Source organism: Bradyrhizobium sp. CSA112 (assembly GCF_029051645.1).
Taxonomy (GTDB): domain Bacteria; phylum Pseudomonadota; class Alphaproteobacteria; order Rhizobiales; family Xanthobacteraceae; genus Bradyrhizobium.
Map to the genome: position 1 here is coordinate 598,889 of NZ_JAACFS010000001.1, position 24,877 is coordinate 623,765.

The 24,877-nt window shown below is 62.8% G+C and carries 24 protein-coding genes and 1 pseudogene; 13 read left to right on the forward strand and 12 right to left on the reverse strand.

The window, feature by feature from the left end:
• Window positions 1-18: 18 nt before the first annotated feature.
• From GWE18_RS02985 to GWE18_RS02995, 3 genes are all read right to left on the reverse strand, one after another.
• A complete protein-coding gene (locus GWE18_RS02985) occupies window positions 19-222 on the reverse strand; it encodes a DUF1289 domain-containing protein (protein ID WP_275184297.1) in 204 nt (67 codons plus the stop codon).
• Between the two features lie 56 nt (window positions 223-278).
• A complete protein-coding gene (locus tag GWE18_RS02990; protein ID WP_057850314.1) occupies window positions 279-1,883 on the reverse strand; it encodes a HAMP domain-containing sensor histidine kinase in 1,605 nt (534 codons plus the stop codon).
• 203 nt (window positions 1,884-2,086) lie between these two features.
• A complete protein-coding gene (locus GWE18_RS02995) occupies window positions 2,087-2,959 on the reverse strand; it encodes an NAD(P)-dependent oxidoreductase (RefSeq protein WP_275184298.1) in 873 nt (290 codons plus the stop codon).
• Between the two features lie 171 nt (window positions 2,960-3,130).
• Here GWE18_RS02995 and GWE18_RS03000 point away from each other — a divergent pair, with 171 nt between their 5' ends.
• The 4 genes from GWE18_RS03000 to GWE18_RS03015 all read left to right on the forward strand — a co-directional run bounded on the left by GWE18_RS03000 (window position 3,131) and on the right by GWE18_RS03015 (window position 7,415).
• A complete protein-coding gene (locus GWE18_RS03000) occupies window positions 3,131-3,568 on the forward strand; it encodes a VOC family protein (RefSeq protein WP_275184299.1) in 438 nt (145 codons plus the stop codon).
• Window positions 3,569-3,742: 174 nt separating this feature from the next.
• On the forward strand, window positions 3,743-4,888 hold the full coding sequence (locus GWE18_RS03005) for an Mrp/NBP35 family ATP-binding protein (protein WP_275184300.1): 1,146 nt from the start codon (window positions 3,743-3,745) through the stop codon (window positions 4,886-4,888).
• Window positions 4,889-5,072: 184 nt separating this feature from the next.
• Window positions 5,073-6,161, forward strand: a complete 1,089-nt coding sequence (locus GWE18_RS03010) for a TRAP transporter substrate-binding protein (protein WP_275184301.1) — start codon at window positions 5,073-5,075, stop codon at window positions 6,159-6,161.
• A 165-nt stretch (window positions 6,162-6,326) separates the two neighbouring features.
• A complete protein-coding gene (locus tag GWE18_RS03015; RefSeq protein ID WP_275184302.1) occupies window positions 6,327-7,415 on the forward strand; it encodes a TRAP transporter substrate-binding protein in 1,089 nt (362 codons plus the stop codon).
• A gap of 192 nt (window positions 7,416-7,607) precedes the next feature.
• On the opposite strand, the gene GWE18_RS03020 is transcribed toward GWE18_RS03015, so the two are convergent.
• The 5 genes and pseudogenes from GWE18_RS03020 to gph form a co-directional block, all read right to left on the reverse strand.
• Window positions 7,608-9,209: a TRAP transporter large permease subunit gene (locus GWE18_RS03020; protein WP_275184303.1), complete on the reverse strand. Its 1,602-nt coding sequence runs from the start codon at window positions 9,207-9,209 to the stop codon at window positions 7,608-7,610.
• Window positions 9,206-9,745 carry a TRAP transporter small permease subunit gene (locus tag GWE18_RS03025; RefSeq protein ID WP_057850397.1) on the reverse strand — a complete coding sequence of 180 codons (540 nt, stop codon included), beginning with the start codon at window positions 9,743-9,745 and terminating at the stop codon, window positions 9,206-9,208. Before GWE18_RS03025 ends, GWE18_RS03020 begins: the two co-directional genes overlap by 4 nt.
• Window positions 9,746-10,126: 381 nt before the next feature.
• Window positions 10,127-11,155 (reverse strand): GTP 3',8-cyclase MoaA, encoded by a 1,029-nt coding sequence (gene moaA, locus GWE18_RS03030; RefSeq protein ID WP_275184304.1) that lies wholly within the window; start codon window positions 11,153-11,155, stop codon window positions 10,127-10,129.
• A gap of 49 nt (window positions 11,156-11,204) precedes the next feature.
• A pseudogene (locus GWE18_RS03035) lies at window positions 11,205-11,542 on the reverse strand (hypothetical protein); the annotation flags it as partial.
• A 53-nt stretch (window positions 11,543-11,595) separates the two neighbouring features.
• Window positions 11,596-12,282 (reverse strand): phosphoglycolate phosphatase, encoded by a 687-nt coding sequence (gene gph / locus GWE18_RS03040; protein ID WP_275184305.1) that lies wholly within the window; start codon window positions 12,280-12,282, stop codon window positions 11,596-11,598.
• 68 nt (window positions 12,283-12,350) lie between these two features.
• Here gph and GWE18_RS03045 point away from each other — a divergent pair, with 68 nt between their 5' ends.
• From GWE18_RS03045 to GWE18_RS03065, 5 genes are all read left to right on the forward strand, one after another.
• The gene (locus GWE18_RS03045) at window positions 12,351-13,187 is read left to right on the forward strand and encodes an SDR family NAD(P)-dependent oxidoreductase (protein WP_275184306.1); all 837 of its coding nucleotides are present in this window, start codon (window positions 12,351-12,353) and stop codon (window positions 13,185-13,187) included.
• A 95-nt stretch (window positions 13,188-13,282) separates the two neighbouring features.
• Window positions 13,283-13,981, forward strand: coding sequence for a ribose-5-phosphate isomerase RpiA (gene rpiA / locus GWE18_RS03050; RefSeq protein ID WP_275184307.1), 699 nt, complete (start codon window positions 13,283-13,285; stop codon window positions 13,979-13,981).
• 24 nt (window positions 13,982-14,005) lie between these two features.
• Window positions 14,006-14,545, forward strand: coding sequence for a DUF2059 domain-containing protein (locus tag GWE18_RS03055; RefSeq protein WP_275184308.1), 540 nt, complete (start codon window positions 14,006-14,008; stop codon window positions 14,543-14,545).
• Between the two features lie 63 nt (window positions 14,546-14,608).
• Window positions 14,609-15,994 carry a glutathione-disulfide reductase gene (gene gor / locus GWE18_RS03060; RefSeq protein ID WP_275184309.1) on the forward strand — a complete coding sequence of 462 codons (1,386 nt, stop codon included), beginning with the start codon at window positions 14,609-14,611 and terminating at the stop codon, window positions 15,992-15,994.
• A 159-nt stretch (window positions 15,995-16,153) separates the two neighbouring features.
• On the forward strand, window positions 16,154-17,011 hold the full coding sequence (locus GWE18_RS03065) for a 3-hydroxybutyryl-CoA dehydrogenase (RefSeq protein WP_275184310.1): 858 nt from the start codon (window positions 16,154-16,156) through the stop codon (window positions 17,009-17,011).
• 94 nt (window positions 17,012-17,105) lie between these two features.
• On the opposite strand, the gene GWE18_RS03070 is transcribed toward GWE18_RS03065, so the two are convergent.
• The 3 genes from GWE18_RS03070 to GWE18_RS03080 all read right to left on the reverse strand — a co-directional run bounded on the left by GWE18_RS03070 (window position 17,106) and on the right by GWE18_RS03080 (window position 19,396).
• Window positions 17,106-18,182, reverse strand: coding sequence for a flavodoxin family protein (locus GWE18_RS03070; RefSeq protein ID WP_275184311.1), 1,077 nt, complete (start codon window positions 18,180-18,182; stop codon window positions 17,106-17,108).
• A 76-nt stretch (window positions 18,183-18,258) separates the two neighbouring features.
• Window positions 18,259-18,864 (reverse strand): cysteine hydrolase, encoded by a 606-nt coding sequence (locus GWE18_RS03075; protein WP_275184312.1) that lies wholly within the window; start codon window positions 18,862-18,864, stop codon window positions 18,259-18,261.
• 244 nt (window positions 18,865-19,108) lie between these two features.
• Entirely contained in the window at window positions 19,109-19,396 is a 288-nt protein-coding gene (locus tag GWE18_RS03080) for a hypothetical protein (protein WP_275184313.1), read from the reverse strand.
• Window positions 19,397-19,578: 182 nt separating this feature from the next.
• Between GWE18_RS03080 and GWE18_RS03085 the strand changes: the two genes are divergently transcribed.
• Window positions 19,579-20,022, forward strand: a complete 444-nt coding sequence (locus GWE18_RS03085) for a hypothetical protein (RefSeq protein WP_275184314.1) — start codon at window positions 19,579-19,581, stop codon at window positions 20,020-20,022.
• Window positions 20,023-20,187: 165 nt separating this feature from the next.
• Here GWE18_RS03085 and GWE18_RS03090 read toward each other — a convergent pair whose 3' ends face one another.
• A complete protein-coding gene (locus tag GWE18_RS03090; protein WP_275184315.1) occupies window positions 20,188-21,093 on the reverse strand; it encodes an alpha/beta fold hydrolase in 906 nt (301 codons plus the stop codon).
• 240 nt (window positions 21,094-21,333) lie between these two features.
• Between GWE18_RS03090 and GWE18_RS03095 the strand changes: the two genes are divergently transcribed.
• From GWE18_RS03095 to GWE18_RS03105, 3 genes are read left to right on the forward strand one after another with little or no spacing between them, the layout of a single operon-like run.
• Entirely contained in the window at window positions 21,334-22,722 is a 1,389-nt protein-coding gene (locus tag GWE18_RS03095) for a 3-deoxy-7-phosphoheptulonate synthase class II (RefSeq protein WP_275184316.1), read from the forward strand.
• A gap of 1 nt (window position 22,723) precedes the next feature.
• Window positions 22,724-23,077 carry a diacylglycerol kinase gene (locus GWE18_RS03100; RefSeq protein WP_275184317.1) on the forward strand — a complete coding sequence of 118 codons (354 nt, stop codon included), beginning with the start codon at window positions 22,724-22,726 and terminating at the stop codon, window positions 23,075-23,077.
• Between the two features lie 44 nt (window positions 23,078-23,121).
• Window positions 23,122-24,870, forward strand: a complete 1,749-nt coding sequence (locus GWE18_RS03105; RefSeq protein ID WP_275184318.1) for an NAD+ synthase — start codon at window positions 23,122-23,124, stop codon at window positions 24,868-24,870.
• The last annotated feature ends 7 nt before the right edge of the window (window positions 24,871-24,877 follow it).

Consider the following 24,877-nt stretch of genomic DNA (forward strand, 5'->3'; position numbering starts at 1 on the left):
CGCCGGTTCGTCCGGTGATCAGCCGCGCTCGGTGCGCGGCGGCATCTGCACGAGGCCGGCTTCCGCCATGCGCGCCGCAAGCCCTTCCATCACGGCCAATCGCTCCGCTGTATCCATGCGGTGCCAGCGCGCGATCTCCGGCAACGTTCGTCCGCAGCCGAAGCAGAGTTTGGTTTTTGGATCGATCATACAGACTGCGATACACGGCGTTTCTTTGCTCATTCAGGAATAGTGAAGTGGTTTGGGTCCCTTGCGCAAGCGCTCCAGCTACAACCCGGTTACAAGCCGGTTCCTGCACTCATGATCGGTTTGTGACGCGCCCGCCGCTTGTCGTCGGCAGCCGCCGTGATGGATGGTTCGGGCTGCAAAGGCGGGGCCTCCTCGGCCATCGGCGCCAGCGCGCTCATCACGCGCTCCGGCGGGAACGTGACGATGACTTCGGTGCCGATGCGTAGCTTCGATTTCAGCGTGAAGGTGCCGCCATGCATGTCGATCAGGCTTTTCGCGATCGGAAGCCCAAGGCCCGCGCCCTGTTCGGCCGACTTGATCGAGTTGGAGCCCTGGCCGAACGAAGCCAACACGACCGGAATCTCGTCCTCGGCAATGCCGGAGCCGGTGTCCTTGACGCTGAGATATTGTCCGCCGGAAGCGGTCCAGCCGACCTTGAGCCAGATCTCGCCGCCCTGCGGGGTGAACTTGATCGAATTGGACAGCAGGTTGAGCACGACCTGGCGCGTGGCGCGTTCGTCGCCCCAGATCCTGGGCATGCCGTGCTCGAACACCTCGTGGATAGTGATGCCGCGGCTGCTCGCGCGCAGTTTTAACAGATGATGGCAGTCGGCGACGACATGCACGAGCGACACCGCTTCCTCGTTGAGTTCATAGCGGCCGGCCTCGATCCGCGACAGATCGAGAATCTCGTTGATGAGATTGAGCAGGTGGACGCCGGAATTGTGGATGTCGGCGGAATATTCCTTGTAGACCGGCACCGCATGCGCGCCGAAGATTTCGCTCTTCATCACCTCTGAGAATCCGAGGATCGCGTTCAGTGGCGTGCGGAGCTCATGGCTCATCTGCGCCAGAAAGCGCGACTTGGCGACGTTGGCGGATTCGGCGCGGTGCCGTGCTTCGTCCGAGATCGCCTTCGCCTGTTCGAGCTCGCCGATCAACGCGTCCTTTTCGGCACGCGCTTCCAGGATGGCCAGCGTCGTCGAATGGAGCTGATGGGCGAGCAGGGCAAAATAGGCTTCGGCGGCGACCGCAAGCAGCGCGAGCGCGTAATTGTCGAAAGTCCCGCCCATCACGAAATTGAGCGCGATCGCCGCCGTCACCGGCGCGGTTGCCGCCATCGCCGCAATCGGGAGCGTCGCCGCCAGCATGCTCGACACCGCGATTACCAGCAGCATCAGGAACATCATCATCGTGTTCGAGACGGTGTCGAGGCCGGCCGGGTGGAGCAGGATCGCGGTCCAGGACAGGCCGTAGAGCAGGTCGAGCAGCACGAACCGGGTCTGCCACTTGCGCGTCGCCGCGAGCGAGGGCTGCTCGCGGAGGAAGCGCCAGCAATTGCGTATGATAGCGGCATGGATGCAGAGCATGCCGACGGTCCAGATCGCGGCCGGCACGGCGTACTTCCAGAGGCCGAACAGCACGCCGGTCGCAACCACCAGCAGCATAACGACAAAGGACGCCGATACCCGGGTCTGGGCGTATTGCCGGAGCAATTCGGTATCGAAGGCCGGACGCGTTCCGCTTGATGACGTTAACCGGTCCCGCGCCTCGCGGACCCGCTGCGCCGCCACGCGCCGGGTGTTGACCGGCGGCACGACCGGCGCTTCGGCCGGAAGCTGGACAACCTCAGGCTTTTCTGCGGGGTTACTCATCGAACAACACAAATCCTGCCCACGAACGGCGCGGGCTTTTGCATTGTCTATCTGTGCCGCTAAATCATTAAGCGATGACTTATAGAGAGCTAAAAACTTCCCTTAACGAGGAGTTAAATTAACCTGTCGGACGGGGGGAACCCCCGCTTCTGACGGGATAAGAAGCGGAGGCCATCGTTTCTGCCTTAACCTGCTTTTTTAACTCATCGCTCCAGCCGGGCCATCAGGCTCGACGTATCCCAGCGCTTGCCGCCCATCTTCTCGACCTCGGCGTAGAACTGATCGACGAGAGCTGTCACCGGCAGGTTGGCGCCGTTGCGGCGGGCCTCGGCGATGCAGATCGAGAGGTCCTTGCGCATCCATTCCACGGCAAAGCCGAAATCGAACTTGCCCTCGTTCATGGCCTTGTAGCGGTTCTCCATCTGCCAGGACTGCGCCGCGCCCTTGGAGATGGTCTCGATCACGGCCGCAACGTCCAGCCCTGACTTCTTTGCGAAATGAATGCCCTCGGAAAGGCCCTGGACGAGACCTGCGATGCAGATCTGGTTGACCATTTTGGTGAGCTGCCCGGCGCCGGCGGGCCCGAGAAGCTTGCACATCCTCGCGTAAGAGCCGGCGATGATCGGCTCGGCAGCGGCATAGGCATCTTCCTTGCCGCCGCACATCACCGTCAGCACGCCGTTTTCCGCGCCGGCCTGGCCGCCGGACACCGGTGCGTCGATGAACTTGAAGCCGGCCTTGGTGGCGGCGGCGTCGAGCTCGCGGGCAATCTCGGCGGAGGCGGTGGTGTGGTCGACGAATACAGCGCCTTTCTTCATGCCGGCGAAAGCGCCATCGGCGCCGATCGTGACCGCGCGCAGGTCATTGTCGTTGCCGACGCAGCACATCACGAAGTCCTGGCCCTCGGCTGCAGCCTTCGGCGTCGGCGCGGTACGGCCGCCGAACTTGTCGGCCCATTCCTTTGCTTTGGTTCCGGTCCGGTTGTAGACGGTCACTTCGTGGCCGCCTTTTTTCACCAGATGTCCTGCCATGGGGAAACCCATCACGCCGAGACCGAGAAAAGCGACTTTAGCCATATGCAATACCTTGCAGTTCGCCGGCGACCTTGGATGGGCCGGACGTTGTTTTGGAGGGAGCCGCACCATACCCCCTGCGCAGGGGAGGGCAACGCCTTCGTTTGGCGGGCAGGGCAGGTTTTGTGCTAGGATTGGGGCTCAAGAACCTCACAAAAAAGGGAGTGACATTGCATGGGCGTCAGCGTGGGCGTGCTCGACCATTTCAACATCCGGACCCGCAACCTTGCCGACACGGTCCGGTTCTATCAGGACGTTCTGGGCCTGGAAAAGGGCGCCCGGCCGAACTTTGCCTTCCCCGGGGCGTGGATGTACAGCGAGGGCAAGGCGGTGGTGCACCTCGTCGATATCTCCAAGACCGAGGAACCGCAGAAGCCCGATTCCGGCGTCGTCCACCATGTCGCGTTTGCGAGCTACGGCTTTGACGGCATGAAGCGGCGGCTGGAACAGAAGGGCATGGCGTACGACTCCCGGCAAGTTCCGGGCGGCGACCTCTGGCAGATCTTCGTCAATGACCCCAACGGCGTCATGATCGAATTGAACTATGAGGCCGCCAAGGAGCAGGCGGCTGCAGCCCCCGCCGAGCGGCGAGACGACGTGGGAGTAAGGTAGCCTTTTGCGCTGAACCGCTCTAATGGGTCGCATCGGACTGGCAGCGTTTGGAGCGCAGGCCCGCTTTTCGGACGTTGTCCGAAGTGAATCGGGTGGCGCCAAGAAAGCGTGTCGACACAAGAGAGTAGAGCCCGGTTCTCACGCAGAACCGAAAGGGCTTCAGGAGATGCGCGAGTGAGCGTAACGCAGCAACAGGTTCTCGATTCCCTTAGCCGGGTGGCGTCGCCGCGTGGCGTACCCTTGACCCATGCCAACGTGCTGTCGGCGATCTCGGTCACCGACGGCAAGGTGTTCTTCTCGATCAACGTCGATGCCGCCGAGGCCCGCGCCTGGGAAAACGTTCGCGCGCAGGCCGAAGCCGCGGTGCGCGCGATCCCCGGCGTCAGCACGGCGATGATCGCGCTGACGGCCGAGCGCAAGCCCGGATCGCCATCCGCTGCGCCCGCGCCGCAGCGGCATGCGCATTCACATTCTCCCGGCGTGCAACCGGTCGCCTCGCACCGCCCGCCGCAAGGCGCGCCGTCGCCGATGTCGAAGCAGGCGGATATCCCAGGCGTCGCCGCCGTCATCGCAGTGGCCTCGGGCAAGGGCGGTGTCGGCAAGTCGACCACGGCGCTCAACCTGGCGCTGGGTCTGCGCGATCTCGGCCTGCGCGTCGGCCTGCTCGATGCAGACATTTACGGCCCGTCGGTGCCGCGGCTGACCGGCATCAACGAGAAGCCGCAACTCAATGACGACCGGAAGATGATTCCAATCAAGCGTTTCGGCCTTGCCATCATGTCGATCGGCTTTCTGGTCGAGGAAAACACCGCGATGATCTGGCGCGGGCCGATGGTGATGTCGGCGATCACCCAGATGCTGCGCGACGTGGCGTGGGGCACGCTCGATATTCTCGTTGTCGACATGCCGCCGGGCACGGGCGATGCGCAATTGACGCTGGCGCAGAATGTGCCGCTGAAGGGCGCGGTGATCATCTCGACCCCGCAGGATCTCTCGCTGATCGACGCGCGGCGGGGGCTTGCGATGTTCAAGAAGGTCAACGTGCCGGTGCTCGGCATCGTGGAGAACATGAGCTACTTCCAGTGTCCTGAATGCGGCACGCGCTCGGACATTTTCGGTCATGGCGGCGCGCGGCATGAAGCGGAGCGGCTGGGTGTCCCATTTCTGGGCGAGATCCCGCTGCACATGTCGATCCGGACGACGTCCGATGCCGGTAATCCGGTGGTGGCGAGCGAGCCGGAGGGTCCGCATGCGGTGATCTACCGGGCCATCGGGACCAAGGTTCGCGACCAGCTTCAGGGCGCCATTGCCGCGGCCTGAGGGCGCTTTATGCGACCCTCCTAGGACTTTGGTTTAATCAGTGCAGTCATGCCTTTGTCGCGTTTTCGATAGCCAACTTCCGTGTTAAAGCCGCCCCGCCAGAGCGCCCCGGATGACGTGGAATTCGCCCCGCCGGAGGACTGCTCGCGGAATATGGGAAACGCCCCGTCTTAAGGAGACTTGAATGAAGCGTCGTGATTTTTTGAAGGTTTCAGCGGCTGGTGCTGCCGCGACAGCCGTTGCCTCGCCGGCGATCGCGCAATCATCGCCTGAGATCAAATGGCGCCTGACGTCGAGCTTCCCGAAGTCGCTCGACACCATCTATGGCTGTGCTGAGCAGATGGCGAAATACGTCGCCGAGATGACCGATAACAAGTTTCAGATCCAGGTGTTCGGCGCCGGCGAAATCGTTCCGGCTCTGCAGGCGCTGGATGCGACGTCGAACAACACGGTCGAGATGTGCCACACCGTTTCCTACTATTACGTCGGCAAGGACCCAACCTTTGCGATCTATGGCTCGGTTCCGTTCGGCCTCAATGCGCGCCAGCAGAATTCCTGGTGGTATCAGGGCGGCGGCGAGGAGCTCGGCAACGAGTTCTTCAAGAAGTTCGGCGTGATCGGCTTCCCCTGCGGCAATACCGGCGCGCAGATGGGCGGCTGGTTCCGCAAGGAGATCAAGACGGTTGCCGATCTCTCGGGCCTCAAGATGCGCATCGGCGGCATCGCCGGACAGGTCTTTCAGAAGGTCGGCGTGGTGCCGCAGCAACTCGGCGGCGGCGATATCTATCCGGCGCTCGAGAAGGGCACCATCGACGCGGCCGAGTGGGTCGGTCCCTATGACGACGAGAAGCTCGGCTTCGCGAAGGTCGCGAAGTACTACTACTACCCGGGCTTCTGGGAAGGCGGCCCCATGATCCACGCCTTCTGCAATCTCGAAAAGTGGAATTCGCTGCCGAAGAACTATCAGGCAATTCTCGCCAATGCCTCGGCTCACGCCAATACCTGGATGAACGCACGTTACGACATGCAGAACCCGTCCGCGCTGAAGCGCCTGGTGGCCGGTGGCACGCAACTGCGTCCGTTCACCAATGAAGTGCTGGAAGCCTGCCTGAAGTCGACCAACGAGCTGTGGGCCGAAATCTCCGGCAAGAACGCTGACTTCAAGAAGTCGATCGACGCGATGCAGGCCTATCGTTCCGACCAGTATCTGTGGTGGCAGGTTGCCGAATACACCTTCGACAGCTTCATGATCCGCTCGCGCACCCGCGGCTGATTACGCCTTAAGTCGTAGAAGAAAGCCCGGCGTTCGCAAGAAAGCCGGGCTTTTTCGTTTTGCCCCGTATAGTTCGGGATGGAAATCGGGAACTGATTGTTCCATGGTGGCTGCGAAGGCCTCGCCAAGAAGGCCATGACATGCTCACCAACAGGGATGGATTCAATGAAAAGAAGAGATTTTCTCAAAGCTACTGGTATTGGCGCGGCTGGCGCTGCAACTCTGGCGGCTCCCGCCATCGCTCAAACGATGCCGGAGCTCAAATGGCGTCTGACGGCTAGCTGGCCAAAGTCGCTCGACACGCTATGGGGCGGGGTCGAGCTTATGGCCAAGCTCGTTGGCGAAGCCACCGACAACAAGTTCCAGATCCAAGCCTTCTCCGCCGGAGAAATCGTTCCCGGCCTCCAGGTGCTTGATGCCGTGCAGAACGGCACCGTCGAGATGGGCCATACCGCGTCCTACTATTATTTCGGCAAGGACCCGACGTTTGCTTTTGGAACCGCCGTGCCGTTCGGTCCCAACCAGCGTCTCAACCAGGCCTGGTACATGCTCGGCGGCGGCAGAGACCTGCTCAACCAGTTCTACAAGAACTACAATGTCACCTCGTTTTTGGCCGGTAACACCGGCTGCCAGATGGGCGGCTGGTTCCGAAAGGAAATCAACACCGTCGACGATCTGAAAGGGCTGAAGATGCGGATCGGCGGCCTCGCTGGCCGCGTCATGCAGAAGCTGGGCGTCGTACCGCAGCAGCTTGCCGCCGGCGACATCTATCCCGCGCTGGAAAAAGGCACGATCGATGCGGCGGAATGGGTGGGTCCCTATGACGATGAGAAGCTCGGCTTCAACAAGGTCGCGCCGCATTATTATTATCCCGGATGGTGGGAAGGCGGCCCGATGCTGCTCGGGCTCGTTAACCTGGACAAATGGAATTCGCTGCCGAAGGCCTATCAAAGCGCCCTCGAACAGGCCGGCCAGGCCGCCAATAGCTGGATGATGGCCAAATACGACCAGGGCAATCCGGCGGCGCTGAAGAAATTACTCGCCGGCGGCACCAAGCTGCACGCCTACTCGCCGGCGATCATGCAGGCCTGCCTCAAGGCCACCAAGGAAGTATACGCCGAAACGGCGGCGACCAATCCGAACTTCAAGAAGGTGCTGGAATCGATGAACTCGTTCACGGCCAACGGATACCAGTGGTTCCAGGTCGCCGAGCTCGGTTACGACAGCTTCATGGCGCGCAATCCGCAAGGCTGATCAGTCAAGGCTGATTGCGACCGTTTCAAACAAGCGAAACCCCGGAGCGAATGCTCCGGGGTTTTTTGCGAGCTGTCATCGTCCGCGCAGGCGGACGATCCAGTACTCCGTGCACTCTCGGCTCTGTCACCGCTGCCGGTGAATACTGATGCCCGCCTTTGCGGGGCATGACGGACAGAGGGTTTTGCGCCGCTACTGCTTCGGTCCGCCGAAATCCAGCGGCGGCAATTCGATCTGCGGTACCTCGATCTTGACCTTGCTGAGATCGACGTCGAGCGGCTTGTCGAGCAAGGCGGTCACCACAACCGGGAAAGCGATTACGATCGCCACCATGATCGCCTGCAGGCCGATCCAGGGCAGGGCGCCCCAATAGATATCGGAACTCTTCACTTCCTTTGGCGCGACGCCGCGCAAATAGAACAGCGCGAAACCAAACGGCGGATGCAGGAACGACGTCTGCATGTTGACGCAAAGCATGACGCCGAACCAGATCAGCGCGGCATCGGGTCCGACGACCGGCGCCAGCACCTTCTGCGCAATCGGCGCCACCATCGGCAGGATGATGAAGGCGATCTCGAAGAAGTCGAGGAAGAATGCCAGGAAGAAGATGAAGAGGTTGATGAAGATCAGGAATCCCCAGACGCCGCCGGGAATCGAGGTCAGGTGATGCTCGAGCCAGACGCCGCCGGAGACGCCAAGGAACACCACGGAGAAGCAGGTCGAGCCGATCAGGATGAACACCACCATGGTGGAGAGGCGCATCGTCGATTGGTAGCCCTGCTTGATCAGGTCGCGCAGGTCCGGAATGCGGACGGCTTCCAGGCAGAGCCAGACGACGGCGAGATAGAGCACCGCGAAGGTCAGCTTGAGCAATTTGCCTTCGCCGACGAGAATTCCGACGATCACGGCGATGCCGGTGGCGGCGATTCCGACCAGCAGCATCTTGTGACCCTTGCTGCTCAGATCCTTGTGATGGATCGCGGCGAGCACGATGGCGCCGATGGCTCCCATTGCACCGGCTTCCGTGGGCGTGGCCAGGCCCATCATCATGGTGCCTAACACCACGAAGATCAGCACAGCAGAGGGAATGATGCCCATCAGGCATTTGCGCCAGAGCGGCCAGCCCCGCAGTGTCAGCGCGTCCTTGGGCACGGCCGGGACGTGATGGGGCAGGAAGATACTCAGAACGAACGTGTAGCCGGCGAACAGCGCGATCTGCAGGAGCGACGGCCCCCAGGCGCCAAGATACATGTCGCCGACCGATTTGCCGAGCTGGTCAGCCATCACGATCAGCACCAGCGAGGGCGGCACTAGCTGGGTGATGGTGCCGGATGCGGCGAGCACGCCGGTGATGTAGCGTACATTGTAGCCGTAGCGGAGCATCACCGGCATCGAGATCAGCGCCATGGCGATGACCTGCGCCGCCACCGTGCCGGTGATCGCACCGAGGATGAAGCCGACGATAATGACCGAATAGCCGAGACCGCCGCGGACCGGGCCGAACAACTGGCCCATCGAGTCCAGCATGTCCTCGGCGAGACCGCACCGCTCCAGGACAGAGCCCATGAAGGTGAAGAAGGGAATCGCGAGCAGCAATTCGTTGGAAAGCACGCCGCCGAAAATGCGGCCCGGAATCGCCTGCAGGAAGTTCATGTCGAAGAAGCCGAGATAGATCGACAGGAACCCGAACGACAGCCCGAGCGCGGCCAGCGTGAAGGCCACCGGGAAGCCGATCAACATGGCCAGAATCAAGCCGCCGAACATCAGCGGCGGCATCATCTCCAGCGTGATCATTGGGTCGGCCTCTCGTACTTCGCGTCGATCACGACATAACCCTTCAGTGCGGCGATGCGCTTGATCACCTCGGAGACGCCTTGCAGCGCCAGGAAAACAAAGCCCACGGGAACGACGAGTTTGATCGGCCAGCGCAGCAGGCCGCCGGCATTGCTCGAAGTCTCGCCAACCGCGTAGGCCTGCATGAAGAACGGCCACGACAGATAGCTGAGCAGCAGGCAGGACGGGATCAGGAAGCACAGCGTGCCGATCAGGTCGAGCCAGAGCTGGCCGCGCTCGGACAGCGTCAGGTAGAGAATTTCAACCCGGACATGCTCGTTCTTCTTGAACGTATAGGAGGCGCCGAACATCACGAAGATGGCGAACATGTACCACTGCAATTCGAGCCAGCTGTTGGAACTGTAGCCGAACGCGTAGCGGATCATCGCGTTGGCGGCGCTCACCACACAGGCTGCGAGCACGAGCCAGTTGCAGACGCCGCCTAGTTTCTCATTGAGCCAATCGATTGAATTACTCAGTGCCAACAATGGGCGCATTACGTTCTCCTCGGCGGCGTCATCGACGCGCGCCGGATGTCTTGATTGATATTGCGTCGCCATCTCGCACCGGGCGCCTGGAGCTGCCGCCATGCGCCAAACGCGCAAGGGCCCTCCCGCGCGAAAAACGCGCAGGGCCGCAGCTTAGTCGCAGATGCGATTGCAACGATAAGTCCTCCCCCGTCTCGCGCTACCGCCGTCTTGACTGCAACCCAAGGGATGCAGCGGCCTGTTCCGACCGTGCTGGCGTGAAAGCCGCCGCACCATTTCAGCGCGCCGCGGCGGCGTCAATCGGAAAATGGACAAATTGACGCGGGGATTAATTGATTGGTTGGCCTGATGAATCCGCGTTGGGGAGGGTGGTAAATTTACGGGCGGTAATCAGCCGCCGGTCACGCTCATGTGGCGAGAGACGCTCGGGCGATTGTGCCGGCGGTCGATGATGAAGTCGTGCCCCTTCGGCTTCAGTCCGATGGCGCGATCGATGGTAGCCGACAGCAGGTCGTCGTCGGGGGAGGCCCGCAACGGTTTGCGCAAATCGGAGGCATCCTCATGGCCGAGGCAGGTGTGCAGCGTGCCGGTGCAGGTGATCCGTACACGGTTACAGGACTCGCAGAAATTATGCGTCATCGGAGTGATGAAGCCGAGCTTGCCGCCGGTCTCGGCCACCCGGACATAGCGGGCAGGCCCGCCGGTGTCCTCATCGAGGTCGGTCAGCGTATAGTGCTGGGCGAGGCGGGCCCGGAGCAGCGACAGCGGCACATATTGGTCGATGCGCCCTTCGCCGATATCGCCCATCGGCATCACCTCGATCAGCGTCAGCGCCATGTCTTTGCCGTGGGCCCATTCCATCAGCGCCGGGATTTCCTCCTCGTTCATATTCTTCAGCGCCACGGCGTTGATCTTGACCGCAAGGCCTGCATCTCGCGCGGCTTCGATGCCGGCCAGAACCTTGTCGAGATCACCCCAGCGGGTGATGGCGCAGAACTTTTGCGCATCGAGCGTGTCGAGCGAGACGTTGACGCGGCGGACGCCGCAGTCGCGCAATTCGGTCGCGAAGCGCGCCAGTTGCGAACCGTTGGTGGTCAGCGTCAGCTCATCGAGCGCGCCGCTTCCAAGATGCCGCGACAGCGAGCGCACCAGCGACATGACGTTGCGCCGGACCAGTGGTTCGCCGCCGGTGAGGCGGATCTTGCGCACGCCCTTGGCGATGAAGGCCGAGCACAGCCGGTCGAGTTCTTCCAGCGTCAGCAGGTCCTTCTTCGGCAGGAACGTCATGTCCTCGGACATGCAGTAGAAGCAGCGCAAGTCGCAGCGATCGGTCACCGACACGCGCAGATACCGGATGGTTCGGCCGAAGGGATCGACCATCGGGCGTGTCAGCTGATCGGGTGACGGGGATCCGTTCATTCAAACTGCCTTGTAAAGGGGCCTGCGCGAGCTGGTTCGCTAGCATAATCTAGGCAGCTTGTAAGGCGCCTACAATCCGCAACCTCTCGGAGGCCCGCAGGAGGCTGCGGCTGGAATCAGCGCGCGGCGGCTCGGCAGGGGTCGGCACCGCGGCCGCCTTGGGTGGCTTAGGCTTTTTCGGCCGCATCGGCTTGCGCACCTTCCGCGGCGGCGCGGCCGGCTTAAGTTCCGCGAACACCGGGCTGGGCTCGATGATGGTCGTCGCCGGCAAGGCAAAATCGCCAGGATTACGGATCACTGGACCGGAACCGTGACCGGCTGGAACTTGGGCCTCGCGAAGGTGACGGAGAAGCCGGCATCGGGCGCGGGCACCTCGATCGAGCAGGGGAATGGTTAACGCCGAGAATCGACGTTCCAAATACGTCCAGCAAATCAGATGTTTAGGTCTGGGATGCGACTTTGCTGAGGCTCTCCACCGCCGCCGGCAGGTCGCGCATATGGCCGATCAGCCGGTCGGGTTTCAATTCGGCGATCGGCACATCTGTATAGCCGAACTCGACCCCGATCACGGGAACGCCGGCCCGCCTTGCCACGCCGACGTCGGGCCCGGCGTCGCCGACCATGATGGTGGTCGCGATATGTCCGCCCGCCCGCGCCACCGTCTGCTGCAGGATGATGGGATCGGGCTTCGAGACGCCGAATGTGTCGGCGCCGCAGATCGCGGAAAACCGTCCGCTCAGGCCTAGTTGGTCGAGTAGCCGCTTCGACAGCCATTCCAGCTTGTTGGTGCACACCGCGAGCCGGCAGCCCTGTGCCGCAAGCTCATCGAGCGCGGCTTCCAGCCCCTCGAATGGCCGCGAGACGTCCGCAATGTGGGCGGCGTAATAGTCGATGAAATCCTTCATGAGGCGGTTGACGTCCTCGACACCCATCACGCGGCCTTCCACCTCGAGCCCGCGCTCGATCAGCTTGCGCGCGCCGGCGCCAATCAGGTTGCGCGCAGATTTCAGGGGGAGGGGCGGCACGCCTTCACGGTCGAGCGCGAAATTGAGTGCGGCAATCAGGTCAGGGGCGGTGTCGACCAGCGTGCCGTCGAGGTCGAAGACAACAGTGCGGGGAAGGCTCATCCGGAATTCGCTAGCGGCAGGCGCGACATCATGCAAGTAGGAAACCTCAGATATCCGGAGATACGACAATGAGGGACTTCGCCGGCAAGACGGCTTTTGTGACCGGCGGAGCCGCAGGTATCGGACTTGCGCTCGGCCGGGCGTTTGCGCAAATCGGCATGAAGGTGATGCTGGCCGATATCGAGACGGACGCGCTGCAGGCCGCCGTCAAAAGCCTGCAGGAAATCTCCCCCGATATCCGCGGCACAGTTTGCGATGTGGCCGATGCTGCGAGCGTCGAGCGCGCGGCGCAGGCCTCGTTCGATGCTTTCGGGCGCGTGCATGTCGTGTGCAACAATGCAGGCGTGGCCGCCGGCGGCGGTATCGACCACATCTCGCTGGATAACTGGCGATGGGTCATCGACGTAAACCTGATGGGCGTGCTCCACGGCATTAAAAGCTTTCTGCCCCATATCCGCGCGCATGGCGAAGGCGGCCATATCGTCAACACCGCGTCGATGGCGGGTATGGAGACCGGTTTGGGATTCAGCCCCTATGTGGCGACCAAATTTGCAGTCGTCAGTATGTCTGAGGGCCTCGCCACGCAGCTCAAGCCGCACGGCATCGGCGTGAGCGTATTGTGCCCAAGCTTTGTTCGAACCCGAATCGGCGAGAGCGGGCGCAATCGCCCGGAGCGCTATGGCCAGTCGAAGCCGCTCGATTCCGCCAGTCCGGCAGCGGCCGTGGTGGCTGAGATTGCAAGGCAGATCGAGGCGGGGCTCGATCCTGCTTCCGTCGCTGCGCGCGTGCTCACCGCAATCCGGGAGGATGAACTTTATGTTTTCACGCATCCCGGCATGCGGGCGCAGGTGGAGCCGCGCTTTTCTGCCATCCTGGCGGCGATGGATCGGGTGGAGGCCCCATAATCCCTCTCGCGTAATGTCTTAAGGTGCTGTTCCTGCGGCCCAAACGACGCTAGACATGCGCCCGCAGATCGGCGGATTTCGAAAGGCATCGGCGCGTGGATATGGACCAACTAAAGCGGCAGGCGGCGGCGCGGGCGCTGGAGCATGTGCGGGATGGCATGAGGCTCGGGCTCGGCACCGGTTCGACGGCCAAGCATTTTGTCGAACTGCTCGGCGAGAAGGTTGCCGGCGGGATGAAGGTGGTCGGCGTGCCGACCTCGGAAGCGACCCGCGCCCAGGCCGAAGCTTGCAAGATTCCGCTGACCACGCTCGATGAGATCGATCGGCTCGATCTTACCGTTGATGGCGCCGACGAGGTGGATTCCGCCCTCAACCTGATCAAGGGCGGTGGCGGCGCGCTGTTGCGCGAGAAGATCGTGGCGGCGGCCTCCGATCGCATGATCGTGATTGCCGACGATACCAAATGGGTCGATGTTCTCGGCCGTTTTCCCCTCCCGGTGGAGGTGATCCCGTTCGGGCTGGCCGCAACCCAACGGGCCATGGCCACGGCATTTGCCCAAAGCGGCGTTTCCGGGCAAATGGGGCTCCGGAAGGCCAAGGACGGTCACGTTTTTGTCACCGATGGCGGCCACTGGATTGTCGATGCCCATCTGGGGCGCATCACGGATGCGCCGCGTCTGGCGGGCCTGTTGAGCCTGATCCCGGGTGTCGTTGAACACGGGTTGTTCATTGGCCTGGCCAGCATCGCCGTCCTGGCAGGTGCCCAGGGAATTCGCGTAGTTGAGCGGCGGTAACGCCGGTAATCGAGGAGAATCGGAATGAAGAGCCTTTCACGGATTTTGTCGGCGGCCGGCCTTGCAGTGGGACTGGCCCTGACCGGCATTCCCGCCAACGCGCAACAGAAGCAGGCTCCTGCCGCTGCGCCGGCGCTCAAGCCGGCTTCGCCGGCGGCGCTCGCCGCCGCCAAGGAAATCCTGGCGATGAAGAACGCGAGCGCGATGTACGCTTCAGCCGTTCCGAATCTGGTCGAGCAGACCAAGAACGTGCTGTTGCAGAGCAATCTGAACTATCAGAAGGATCTCAACGAGGTCGCGGTGATCGTGGCCAAGAATCTCGCCGGCCGCGAGAAGGAAATCGGCGAGGGCATGGCGCAGGTCTACGCCAACGAGTTCACCGAGCAGGAGCTCAAGGATCTCGTGACCTTCTACAAGTCGCCGCTCGGCCAGAAGCTGCTCTCGCACGAGCCCCGCGCCATCCAGTTCAGCATGTCCTACATGAACCAGTGGGCGCAGGCCTTTGCCGAAACCGTCAACGGCCAGTTCCGCGCCGAGATGAAGAAGCGTGGCAAGGATATTTAAACCGGTTCAAAAACACACGTTGCGACAACTATAGGAAGCGATCTGACTTCGGGCGGGGTTGATATGGCTGAGTTCGACGTCGATCTGTTTGTCATCGGCGGTGGTTCAGGTGGCGTTCGCGCCGCCCGTATCGCCGCCGGCCATGGCGCGAAGGTCATGGTTGCCGAAGAATACCGGATGGGCGGCACCTGCGTGATCCGCGGCTGCGTGCCGAAAAAGCTGTTCGTGCTCGGCTCCCATGTCCGCCACGAGATCGCCGACGCCGCAGGATTCGGCTGGACCATCCCCGAAATCTCGTTCGACTGGTCCACGCTTGTCGCCAACAAGGACAAGGAGATCGCGCGCCTCGAAGGCATCTACGCCGCCAATGTCGAGAAGAGCGGCGCGCGCATCGCGAAAACACGCGCCGTGCTGGAAGACGCCCATACGCTGCGGTTGATGACCGGCGAAAAGGTCACCGCAAAGTACATCCTGATCGCGACCGGCGGCGCGCCCAATCACGGGCGGGAGATTCCCGGCATCGAGCACGTGATTTCCTCGAACGAGGCGTTTCATCTGACCGAATTGCCGAAGCGCATCGTGATCCAGGGCGGCGGCTATATCGCGCTGGAATTCGCCGGCATCTTTGCCGGCTTCGGCTCCGACGTCACCGTGGTCTATCGCGGCGACAACATCCTGCGCGGCTTCGACGAGGACGTCCGCAAGCACGTGCGCGCCGAGATGGAGAAGCAGGGCATCACGATCATCACCGGCTGCACCATCGATAAAGTGGACAAGCACGGCAACGAATACACCACGCATCTATCCAGCGGTTCGAGCATCGCCTCGGAGAAGGTGATGTTCGCGATCGGCCGCCACCCGAACGTCGCCAATCTCGGGCTCGAGAAGGCCGGCGTCGCCATCAACCCAGCCAATGGCGGCATCGCGGTCGATGAGTGGTCGAAGACCTCGGTCGACAACATCTATGCGATCGGCGACGTCACCCATCGCCTCAACCTGACGCCGGTGGCGATCCGCGAGGGCCACGCCTTCGCCGACACCGTGTTCGGCAAGCGCCCCGTCCAGGTCGACCACGCCACCATCCCGACCGCGGTGTTCTCGCAGCCCGAGGTCGGCACCGTCGGCCTGACCGAAGCGCAGGCGCGCGCGCAAGTGAGCCATGTCGACATCTACAAGGCCGATTTCCGCCCTATCAAGGCGACGATGTCCGGCCGAGACACCCGCGTGCTGATGAAGCTCGTGGTCGACGGCACGACCGACCGCGTGCTCGGCTGCCACATCGTCGGCGACACCGCCGCCGAGATCATACAGGCGGTCGCGATCGCGGTGAAGATGAAGGCGACGAAAGCCGATTTCGACGCGACGATCGCACTGCATCCGACCGCTGCGGAAGAATTGGTGACGATGCACACGCCGACGGCGCGGTATGTGAGGCAAGCGGCGGAATAGGGCCGTAGGATGGGTGGAGCGAAGCGATACCCATCACCTTCCTTGAAGCGCCATTGATGGGTATCGCTTCGCTCCACCCATCCTACGCTCTGCACACTACCGATGGCCGCGGCACTCTGATAACGGTGCAGGCAACCATTCAATAACGGAGTTTGTCCCATGATCGAAACAATCGGTATTGTAGGCGCGGGCACGATGGGCAACGGCATTGCGCAGGTGTGTGCTGCCGCCGGTCTTCCCGTGGTCATGACCGACATCTCCGATGCCGCGCTCGCGCGGGGCATGTCGGTTGTCTCGAGCAGCCTGGAGCGTCTGGTCAACAAGCAGAAGATGACCGACGCCGACCGGCAGGCCGCGATCGCGCGGATCACGACGACCACCGACACGGCAAAGTTTTCCACCTGCGATCTCGTGATCGAGGCCGCCACCGAGAACGAGGATTTGAAGGTCAAGATCCTGAAGGATATTTGCCCAAAATTGCGCCCGCAGGCGCTGCTCGCCACCAACACCTCGTCGATCTCGATCACCAAGCTCGCCGCAGCGACCGATCGTCCGGACCGCTTCATCGGCATGCACTTCTTCAATCCGGTGCCGCTGATGGCGCTGCTCGAATTGATCCGCGGCCTGCAGACCTCCGACGACACGCATGCCAAGGCCGAAGCGTTCGCGAAGCGGATCGGCAAGGTGTCGATCACCGCCAAGAATAGCCCCGGCTTTGCGGTCAACCGCATCCTGTGCCCGATGATCAACGAGGCGATCTTCGCGCTGCAGGAGGGGCTCGCGACGGCGGAAGACCTCGACGCCGGCATGAAGCTCGGCTGCAACCATCCGATCGGCCCGCTGGCGCTCGCCGACATGATTGGATTGGATACGATGCTGTCGGTGATGGAGGTCTTCTACGAGGGCTTCAACGACCCGAAATACCGCCCGGCGCCGCTGCTGAAGGAAATGGTCGCCGCCGGCCATCTCGGCCGCAAGACCGGGCAGGGGTTTTACAGCTACGGCAAAGGCGCGTAGCGGCGGCGTGTAGGATGGGTAGAGCGCAGCGAAACCCATTTTTTTTTGCGCGGAGATGTGATGGGTATCGCTGCGCTCAACCCATCCTACGAAGCTATTTCGGATTGGGATCGACAAGCCCCTCGGCGGGATTTGCCAGTCTGCCGGCGCGCGCCAGCTTCACGGCATTGCCGAGCGCGCGCGCCGCGTTGCGCACCTCGTCCTGGAAATCGTGATCTTCGTCGAGCGCCTGATGCGAGGTGGCGTAGGGCTCCATGTAGCCGACATAGCCTTCGGCCTCGCTGGTTCTCCCTGCCGAGATCAACGACATGTCGGTCAGCCAGTCCGAAAGCGAGCGGCGCAGCATCTCCGCGCCGGCGCTGTCGCCGTGAACGACAAGGCCGAAATATCGGCCGGCGAGGTGACGCGGATAGGGCCAGCCTTTCAGCTCGAGCGCCTTGGCCTGGTCGGCGTGCTTGCCGTGGGTTGACGTCGGATCGGGATTGCCGCCGTCGGCGCAGACCAGGCGGTCCATCATCGCCTTCAGCGGGGTCGGGGCGTGATACCAGTTCACCGGCGTCACGATCAGGATGCCGTGGGCTGCGACCCACAGCGGATAGATATCGTTCATCCAGTCGTCGGTCTGGCCGAGCGAGTAGTTCGGATAGCAACTGCAGGGCCAGTGACAGAGCGGCATCGCGGTAGCGACGCAGGATTTGCAGGGATGAATCTGCCGGCCGAATTCCGACGCGAGTCGCGACAGGTCGAGAATGTCCACCGCAAATCCCATCTCGGCCAACGCCGGCTCGGCAAGCTTGACCAGCCGCCACGTCTTCGACATCTCGCCGGGACAGGTATGCTCGCTGCGCGCGGAGCCGTTGATGACGAGAATGCGCGGCTGCGCGGCCGCATCGTCGTGGCGCCGCTGCGCCTCAAGAATGGCCTCGCGCGCCGCGAGCCAGTCCAGCGAGATTTCGTACTCCGGATCGGCGAAGCCGGGCCCCGCCTTGCGCGTATGCGGGGCTTTGCGTGAATGGCTGTAGGCATCCCATGCGGCCGCGACGATGGCGTCGAGTTCGCGGGCTAAAGGCTGAAAGGCCGGATCGACGAAGCGGCCGCGGTAGCGCTTCTCGAATTCCTCGCGCGGCAATTTGACGGGCGGCATTCCCTTACGAATGTCCGGCGCCGCCATGGATCGATCCTCGCGTGGTTGACTGCAGCGGGTCAACGCCGGAGCCGGAGCGGCAGTTCCGCCGGTCTCGGAGCACCTATTCCGGATGCCACAGGTCGAACAGTTCCTCGGCGCTGACCAGTTCGATCTGCTCGCCGAACCGCGTCCGGTACATCGTCATCAATGCATCGTGGCCGGTGTCGGAGGAGCTGCAGAGGGCATCCTGCACGATGACGACCCGGAAGCCGAGATCGACGGCCCCGAGCACAGTGGACAGCACGCAGACGTCGGTCTCCGCGCCCGACACCACCACCGTTCCGACGTGCCGTTCGACCAAGAGATGGCCAAGCCTCGAGCCGAAGAATGCCGAATAGGCGGATTTGTCGACCACCAGCGCCGGAGGCGAATATCGCGCAAGCTCCGGCACCAGGTCGAGGGCGCTGGGCGGAAGACTGCCGCGCGTTGCGCGCTGCCATTTCGTGAAATAGGCCTGCCATTGGCCGCGACGGTCTTCGGGTTTTTCCGGTGTGACGAAGCGCGTGAACACCGTCCGCTCGGGGTGCCGTGCGCATATGTTCGAGATTACCGGCAGCACCCGCTCCATCCACGGCGTTTCCCACACGCCGCCCTTGGCGAAGATGTTCTGCATATCGACGCATAGATGCGCAGCGTCGCTGATGGCCGCCGTTGTTTCCGCTTTCATCGGAAGAGCTAATTCGGCAGACCAGAACTGGTTTCAGGCGCGGCGATAAACGGCTGTCACATCGGCGACACGGCGGCCACCTTGGCCGCCGTGAGGGGTCTGATGCAGTTTGCTACCGGAGAGGCGGTTACTCTACGCGCCGACCGGCAGGAGCGGAATCAGAATCAATTGTGTCCGGCCTGCGTCACCCTGGAAAGTTGATGCATTTCATTCCTTGGAAGCCGTGAAGCGCCGGAAGCGCCGGTCAATGCATTCGATGCCCCACGTAGGGGCGGTCCAGTTTGATTAGTCCCTGAATAGCCGAAACGCGGTCTTCCAATGCAGCGATAGTAACCATCAAATTGTTACGGCGGACGTCAAGCGCGCCCCTCAGTGCGACATCGGCTTGCTGGCGTTCCTTGTCGATATCGCGGACCGATTTACGAAGGCTGGCGATCAGCGCCGTGATCTGTTCCGCTTCCTTCGTCATGAGCGCCAAGGCGATGTGTTCCTGCGTTTCCGATCGATGGTGGTGTTTCTGTTTCACTGTCATCCTCCCGTTCTGCCCCGAGTGGATCCAGCAAGCTTCCCCCGAAGTTATTACCGGCAACTCAAGTCGGTTCAGGTGAATCGGATCAAATTGGATGCGATTTTCGACCGAAGAGTGCTCCGGAGCGTCATTGCATCCCGCAGGTTGAACGCGGCTGCTCCGCGCGATTATCAGGTCGAGCCGAAATGGCAGCCATGCAGGAACAATCCACGAGGAACGCTGTTGGAGGCGCGCTTGAACCGTCCCCACCACCAGCGTTCTCTGGAGCAATCATGCTAAAACCGCTCGCTGTCGCGTCGACGTTCCTGCTTGTCTTTTCCATTCAGGCCGAAGCACGTCCCTACCATCGGCATCACGGTCATCAGGCGAAGGCCTGGTGCGGCAGTTACTTAAGCAAACATCTTGGCAAATCAGATCGGCGCCTTGCGCTTGCACGCTCCTGGGCGAGCGAAGGCATGAACGCCGGCGGTCCCGGAATCGGCGTAGTGGTCGTTTGGCCGCATCATGTGGGGATCATCACGGGACAAACACCTGACGGCCAGTGGATCGTCCACAGCGGCAACGACGGTGGTGCGGTTCGCACCCGAGCCCGCTCGCTTGCCCGCGCGATCGCATTCCGACGCGTGTAAGTGAGCCGCGGCCGCAACTATATCCACCGTCATTGCGAGCGCAGCGAAGCAATCCACGTCTCCACTTGCGGCGCTAATTGATTGCTTCGCGGAGCCTGTCATCGAGCGCGCATTCGCGCGACCCGTTGGCTCGCAATGACGACAACAACCAGCGGCGCGATGAACCTATTCCCCGGCCTCGATCCACTCCGCCGCCCCACGCCACAGCGTGTCGCGATGCTCGGGCCTGAAAAATCCCATATGCCCGATCTTGGCGACGCCGGTATCGGCGGGCGTCACCGTGATGATGTCAGGCTTGATCGAGGCAAATCCTGAGCACAGCAATTCGACTGCGGGCCGTGTCGCCCAGGGATCGTCGGACATGCAGAGTGCGCGCAGTTCGCCCTTGTATTTCGGAAAATTCTGCAAGGCGTCGAGCTTGGCATCGTCGAACAGGTAGCGCGGGCTCATCACCCAGCCGACCCATTGCAGGAACGCCTCCTTCGGCAGATCCATGCCGAGGCCGGCCCTGCCCGGCATGTAGCCGAGCGCGCGGGTGAGGGGGAGGCCTACAAAATTCAGCAAGGCATAGACGCGGTAGCGCTCCGGCGCCGTCATCAGTTTCCAGTAGCCGGCTTGGGCTGCAATGAAGAGCGCGCGCGAAATCTCGGAATTGTTCTGCAGCAGGCCGAGCGCCTGACCGCCGAAGGAGTGCCCGACATAGGCGAAGGGGAGTGCCTTGTAGCGCTCGCGCATCCACGATACCGCGGCGGTGATGTCGTGTGCGGCCCAGTCCGACATCGAGGCCGTGAAGCCGACCAGCGATTTAGGCCGGTTGTCGCCGGTCATCGCCTTCTGCCTGCTGTCGCCGGTGCCGCGATAGTCGTAGGTCAGAACCGCGCAGCCGCGCTTGGCCAGATAGCCGGCAAAGCCGCGGTAGAGCTTGCGGGGGACTGCGGTCGCCGAATTGATCAGGACGGCATGGCGCTTGGCTCCGCGGGGCAGAAACAGCGTCGCGGCAAGGGGATATCCATCCGTCGCGGGCACCGTGATATCGTCGCTAAAAACGTCGTCCAGCCCCGGCTCGGCCACCGTGTTCTCCTGCCAGCTTTTGCGAGCGGCCATAACAAAAGCGAAATCGGCTTTTGCCGCAAGGGCTTGTCAGGACTACCGGAAATCTAACTAGCGGTGGGCCGAAGGCCTGTGTATAACCCGGCCTTCACAATCGCTTGCCCGGCTACGCCGAAGGCTTCGCCGGGTTTTTCAATTCCCTGTCCGCCGAAGCTTTAGCGAAGGCGGATAAGTAGCGGTTTTTGCTCAGGAGTTAACGTCATGTCCGAGCGGTGGACGCCCGATAGCTGGCGCGCCAAGCCGGTGCTGCAAGTGCCCGATTATCCCGATGCCAAGGCATTGGCCGACGTCGAGGCGCAGCTCGCCACGTTTCCCCCGCTGGTGTTCGCCGGCGAAGCCCGCAACCTGAAAAAGGCGCTGGCCCGGGTCTCCTCGGGCGAAGCCTTCCTGCTGCAGGGCGGCGACTGCGCCGAGAGTTTTGCCGAGCACGGCGCCAACAACATCCGCGACTTCTTCCGCGTCCTGCTTCAGATGGCCGTGGTCCTCACCTATGCCGGCGCGCTGCCGGTGGTGAAGGTCGGCCGCATCGCCGGGCAGTTCGCAAAACCGCGCTCGTCGAATACGGAAAAGGTTGGTGGCGTCGAGCTGCCGAGCTACCGCGGCGACATCATCAACGACATCGCCTTCACCCCCGAGGCGCGCATCCCCGATCCGCAGCGCCAGTTGATGGCGTACCGGCAGTCGGCGGCGACGCTGAACCTGCTCCGCGCGTTCGCGACCGGCGGTTTCGCCAATCTCGGCAGCGTGCATCAGTGGATGCTCGGCTTCCTCAAGGATTCCCCGCAGTCGCGGCGGTACAAGGAGCTGGCGGACCGTATCTCGGACGCGCTGAATTTCATGCGCGCCTGCGGCCTTGATCTCGAAAGCCACCCCGAACTGCGCGCCACCGATTTCTACACCAGCCACGAGGCGCTGCTGCTCGGCTACGAGCAGGCGATGACGCGGGTCGATTCCACGACCGGCGACTGGTACGCGACCTCGGGCCACATGATCTGGATCGGCGATCGCACCCGCCAGCTCGATCACGGCCATGTCGAATATTTCCGTGGCATCAAGAACCCGATTGGGCTGAAATGCGGTCCCTCGCTGAAGCCGGATGAGCTGTTGAAGCTGATCGACATCCTCAATCCCGACAACGAGCCCGGACGGCTGACGCTGATCAACCGTTTCGGCTCCGACAAGGTCGGCGATCACCTCGCGCCGCTGATCCGCGCGGTGCAGCGGGAAGGGCGGGTCGTGGTCTGGTCCTGCGATCCCATGCACGGCAACACGATCACCTCGACCTCGGGATACAAGACCCGTCCGTTCGACCGGGTGTTGTCGGAGGTGAAATCGTTCTTCGCCATCCATGCGGCGGAGGGGACGCATGCCGGCGGCGTGCACCTGGAAATGACCGGGCAGGACGTCACCGAATGCATCGGCGGCGCGCGCGCCATCACCGACGAGGATCTCAACGACCGCTATCACACGGTCTGCGATCCCCGTCTCAACGCCGAACAATCGATCGATCTGGCTTTCCTGATCGCCGAACTGCTGAAGCAGGAACGCGCCGGCAAGGAAAAGCCGATGCCGGCCGCAGCGGGACTCTGATTTGCTGCGACTCTGGCGGGCCACGATCAACACGCGTAACGGCCTCGCTTTTGCGATCCGCTCGGAGCAGGCCGTCCGCGAGGAACTGTTCGCATTGGTTCTGTCGGTACCGCTGGCCTGGCTGATCGGCACGACCACGATGCGCCGCGTGGAACTGGTCGCGGCCGTCGCCTTTGTCCTGGTGGTCGAGCTGCTCAACACCGCGATCGAGAAGCTCGCCGACCGCCTGACCACCGAGCACGACCAGAAGATCGGCCAGGTCAAGGACATGGGGTCGGCAGCGGTCGGCGTGGCGCTGTTGATGGCCGGCCTGTTCTGGCTGTTCGCCCTCGCGGAACGCATGGGCGCGATCTAAAGCGAGCATTTGCAGTTTGCTCTTGTGCAAGGCACCATCGCCCCATGACCAACACCTTCAAGATCACGCTGGCGCAGTTGAACCCGACGGTCGGCGACGTCACGGGAAATGCCGCCAAGGCACGCGCCGCGCGGGACAAGGCGAAGGCCGACGGCGCCGATCTCCTGGTGTTGCCCGAATTGTTCATCTGCGGTTATCCGCCGGAAGACCTGGTGCTCAAGCCGGCGTTCCAGGCGGCCTGCCGCGCGGCTGTCGAGGAACTGGCGCGGGAGACGGCAGGCGGCGGTCCGGCTGTCCTGATCGGCACGCCCTGGGTCGAGGACGGCAAGCTCTATAATGCCTGCGCGCTGCTCGATCAGGGCCGTATCGCCGCCCTTCGTTTCAAGGCCAACCTGCCGAATTACGGCGTGTTCGACGAGAAGCGGCTGTTCGCGCGTGGTCCGGCAGCGGGTCCGGTGACCGTTAGGGGCATCCGGGTCGGCGTTCCCATCTGCGAGGACATCTGGCTCGAAGAATCGGAGGAGTACGAAAACGTCGTCGAGTGCCTCGCCGAGACCGGCGCGGAAATCCTGGTGGTGCCGAACGGCTCGCCCTATGCGCGCGACAAGAACGACCTCCGGCTGTCGATCGCGGTGGCCCGCGTCACCGAGAGCGGCCTGCCGCTGGTCTATCTCAACCAGATCGGCGGGCAGGACGAACTGGTGTTCGACGGCGCGTCGTTCGCGCTCAACGCCGATCTCTCGGTGGCGGCGCAGTTGCCGGCATTCGAAGAGAGCATCGTCACGCTGCGCTGGACCAAGGGCACCGACGGCTGGCGCTGTTCCGGGCCAGTGGTGCCGCTGGTCGAGGGCGACAAGGGCGATTACGCCGCCTGCGTGCTGGGCCTGCGCGATTACGTCCGCAAGAACGGATTTCCGGGTGTGCTGCTCGGCATCTCCGGCGGCATCGATTCCGCGCTGTGCGCGGCGATTGCGGTCGATGCGCTCGGCGCCGACCAGGTCCGCGGCGTGATGCTTCCGTTCCGGTTCACGGCGCAGGTCTCGCTCGACGATGCCGCCAAGCTCGCGAAAGCGCTTGGCATCCGCTACGAGGTGCTGCCGATTGCCGACGCCGTCAACGGCTTCGAAAAAATCCTGTCCGGCCCGTTCGCCGGCCTGCCGCGCGATATCACCGAGGAAAACCTGCAGGCGCGCGCCCGCGGCACGCTGCTGATGGCGATCTCGAACAAGACCGGCGCGATGGTGGTGACGACCGGCAACAAGTCGGAAATGTCGGTCGGCTACGCCACGCTCTACGGCGACATGAACGGCGGCTTCAATCCGATCAAGGACATCTACAAGACCGAAGTGTTCCGCCTCTCGAGCCTGCGCAACGAGTGGAAGCCGGACGGCGCACTTGGTCCGTCCGGGGAAGTCATTCCGGCCAATATCATCACCCGGCCGCCGACGGCGGAGTTGCGCGAGAACCAGACCGACCAGGATTCGCTGCCGCCCTATGAAATGCTGGATGCGATCCTCGAACGGTTGGTGGAGCGCGAGGAACCGCTGGCCACGATCATCGCGGCCGGTTTCCCGGCCGAAATGGTGACGCGGATCGACCGGCTGCTCAACGTTGCCGAATACAAGCGGCGGCAGGCGGCGCCGGGCGTCAAGGTGACGGAAAAGAACTTTGGCCGCGACCGCCGCTATCCCATCACCAACCGCTTCCGCGACAACGGCAACGCACTGCCCGCGCCCGACGTGAAGCTGGTCGCGCGCGCCGGCCGCGCCTCGGCGGACGTATTTGACGGATAAACTCTAG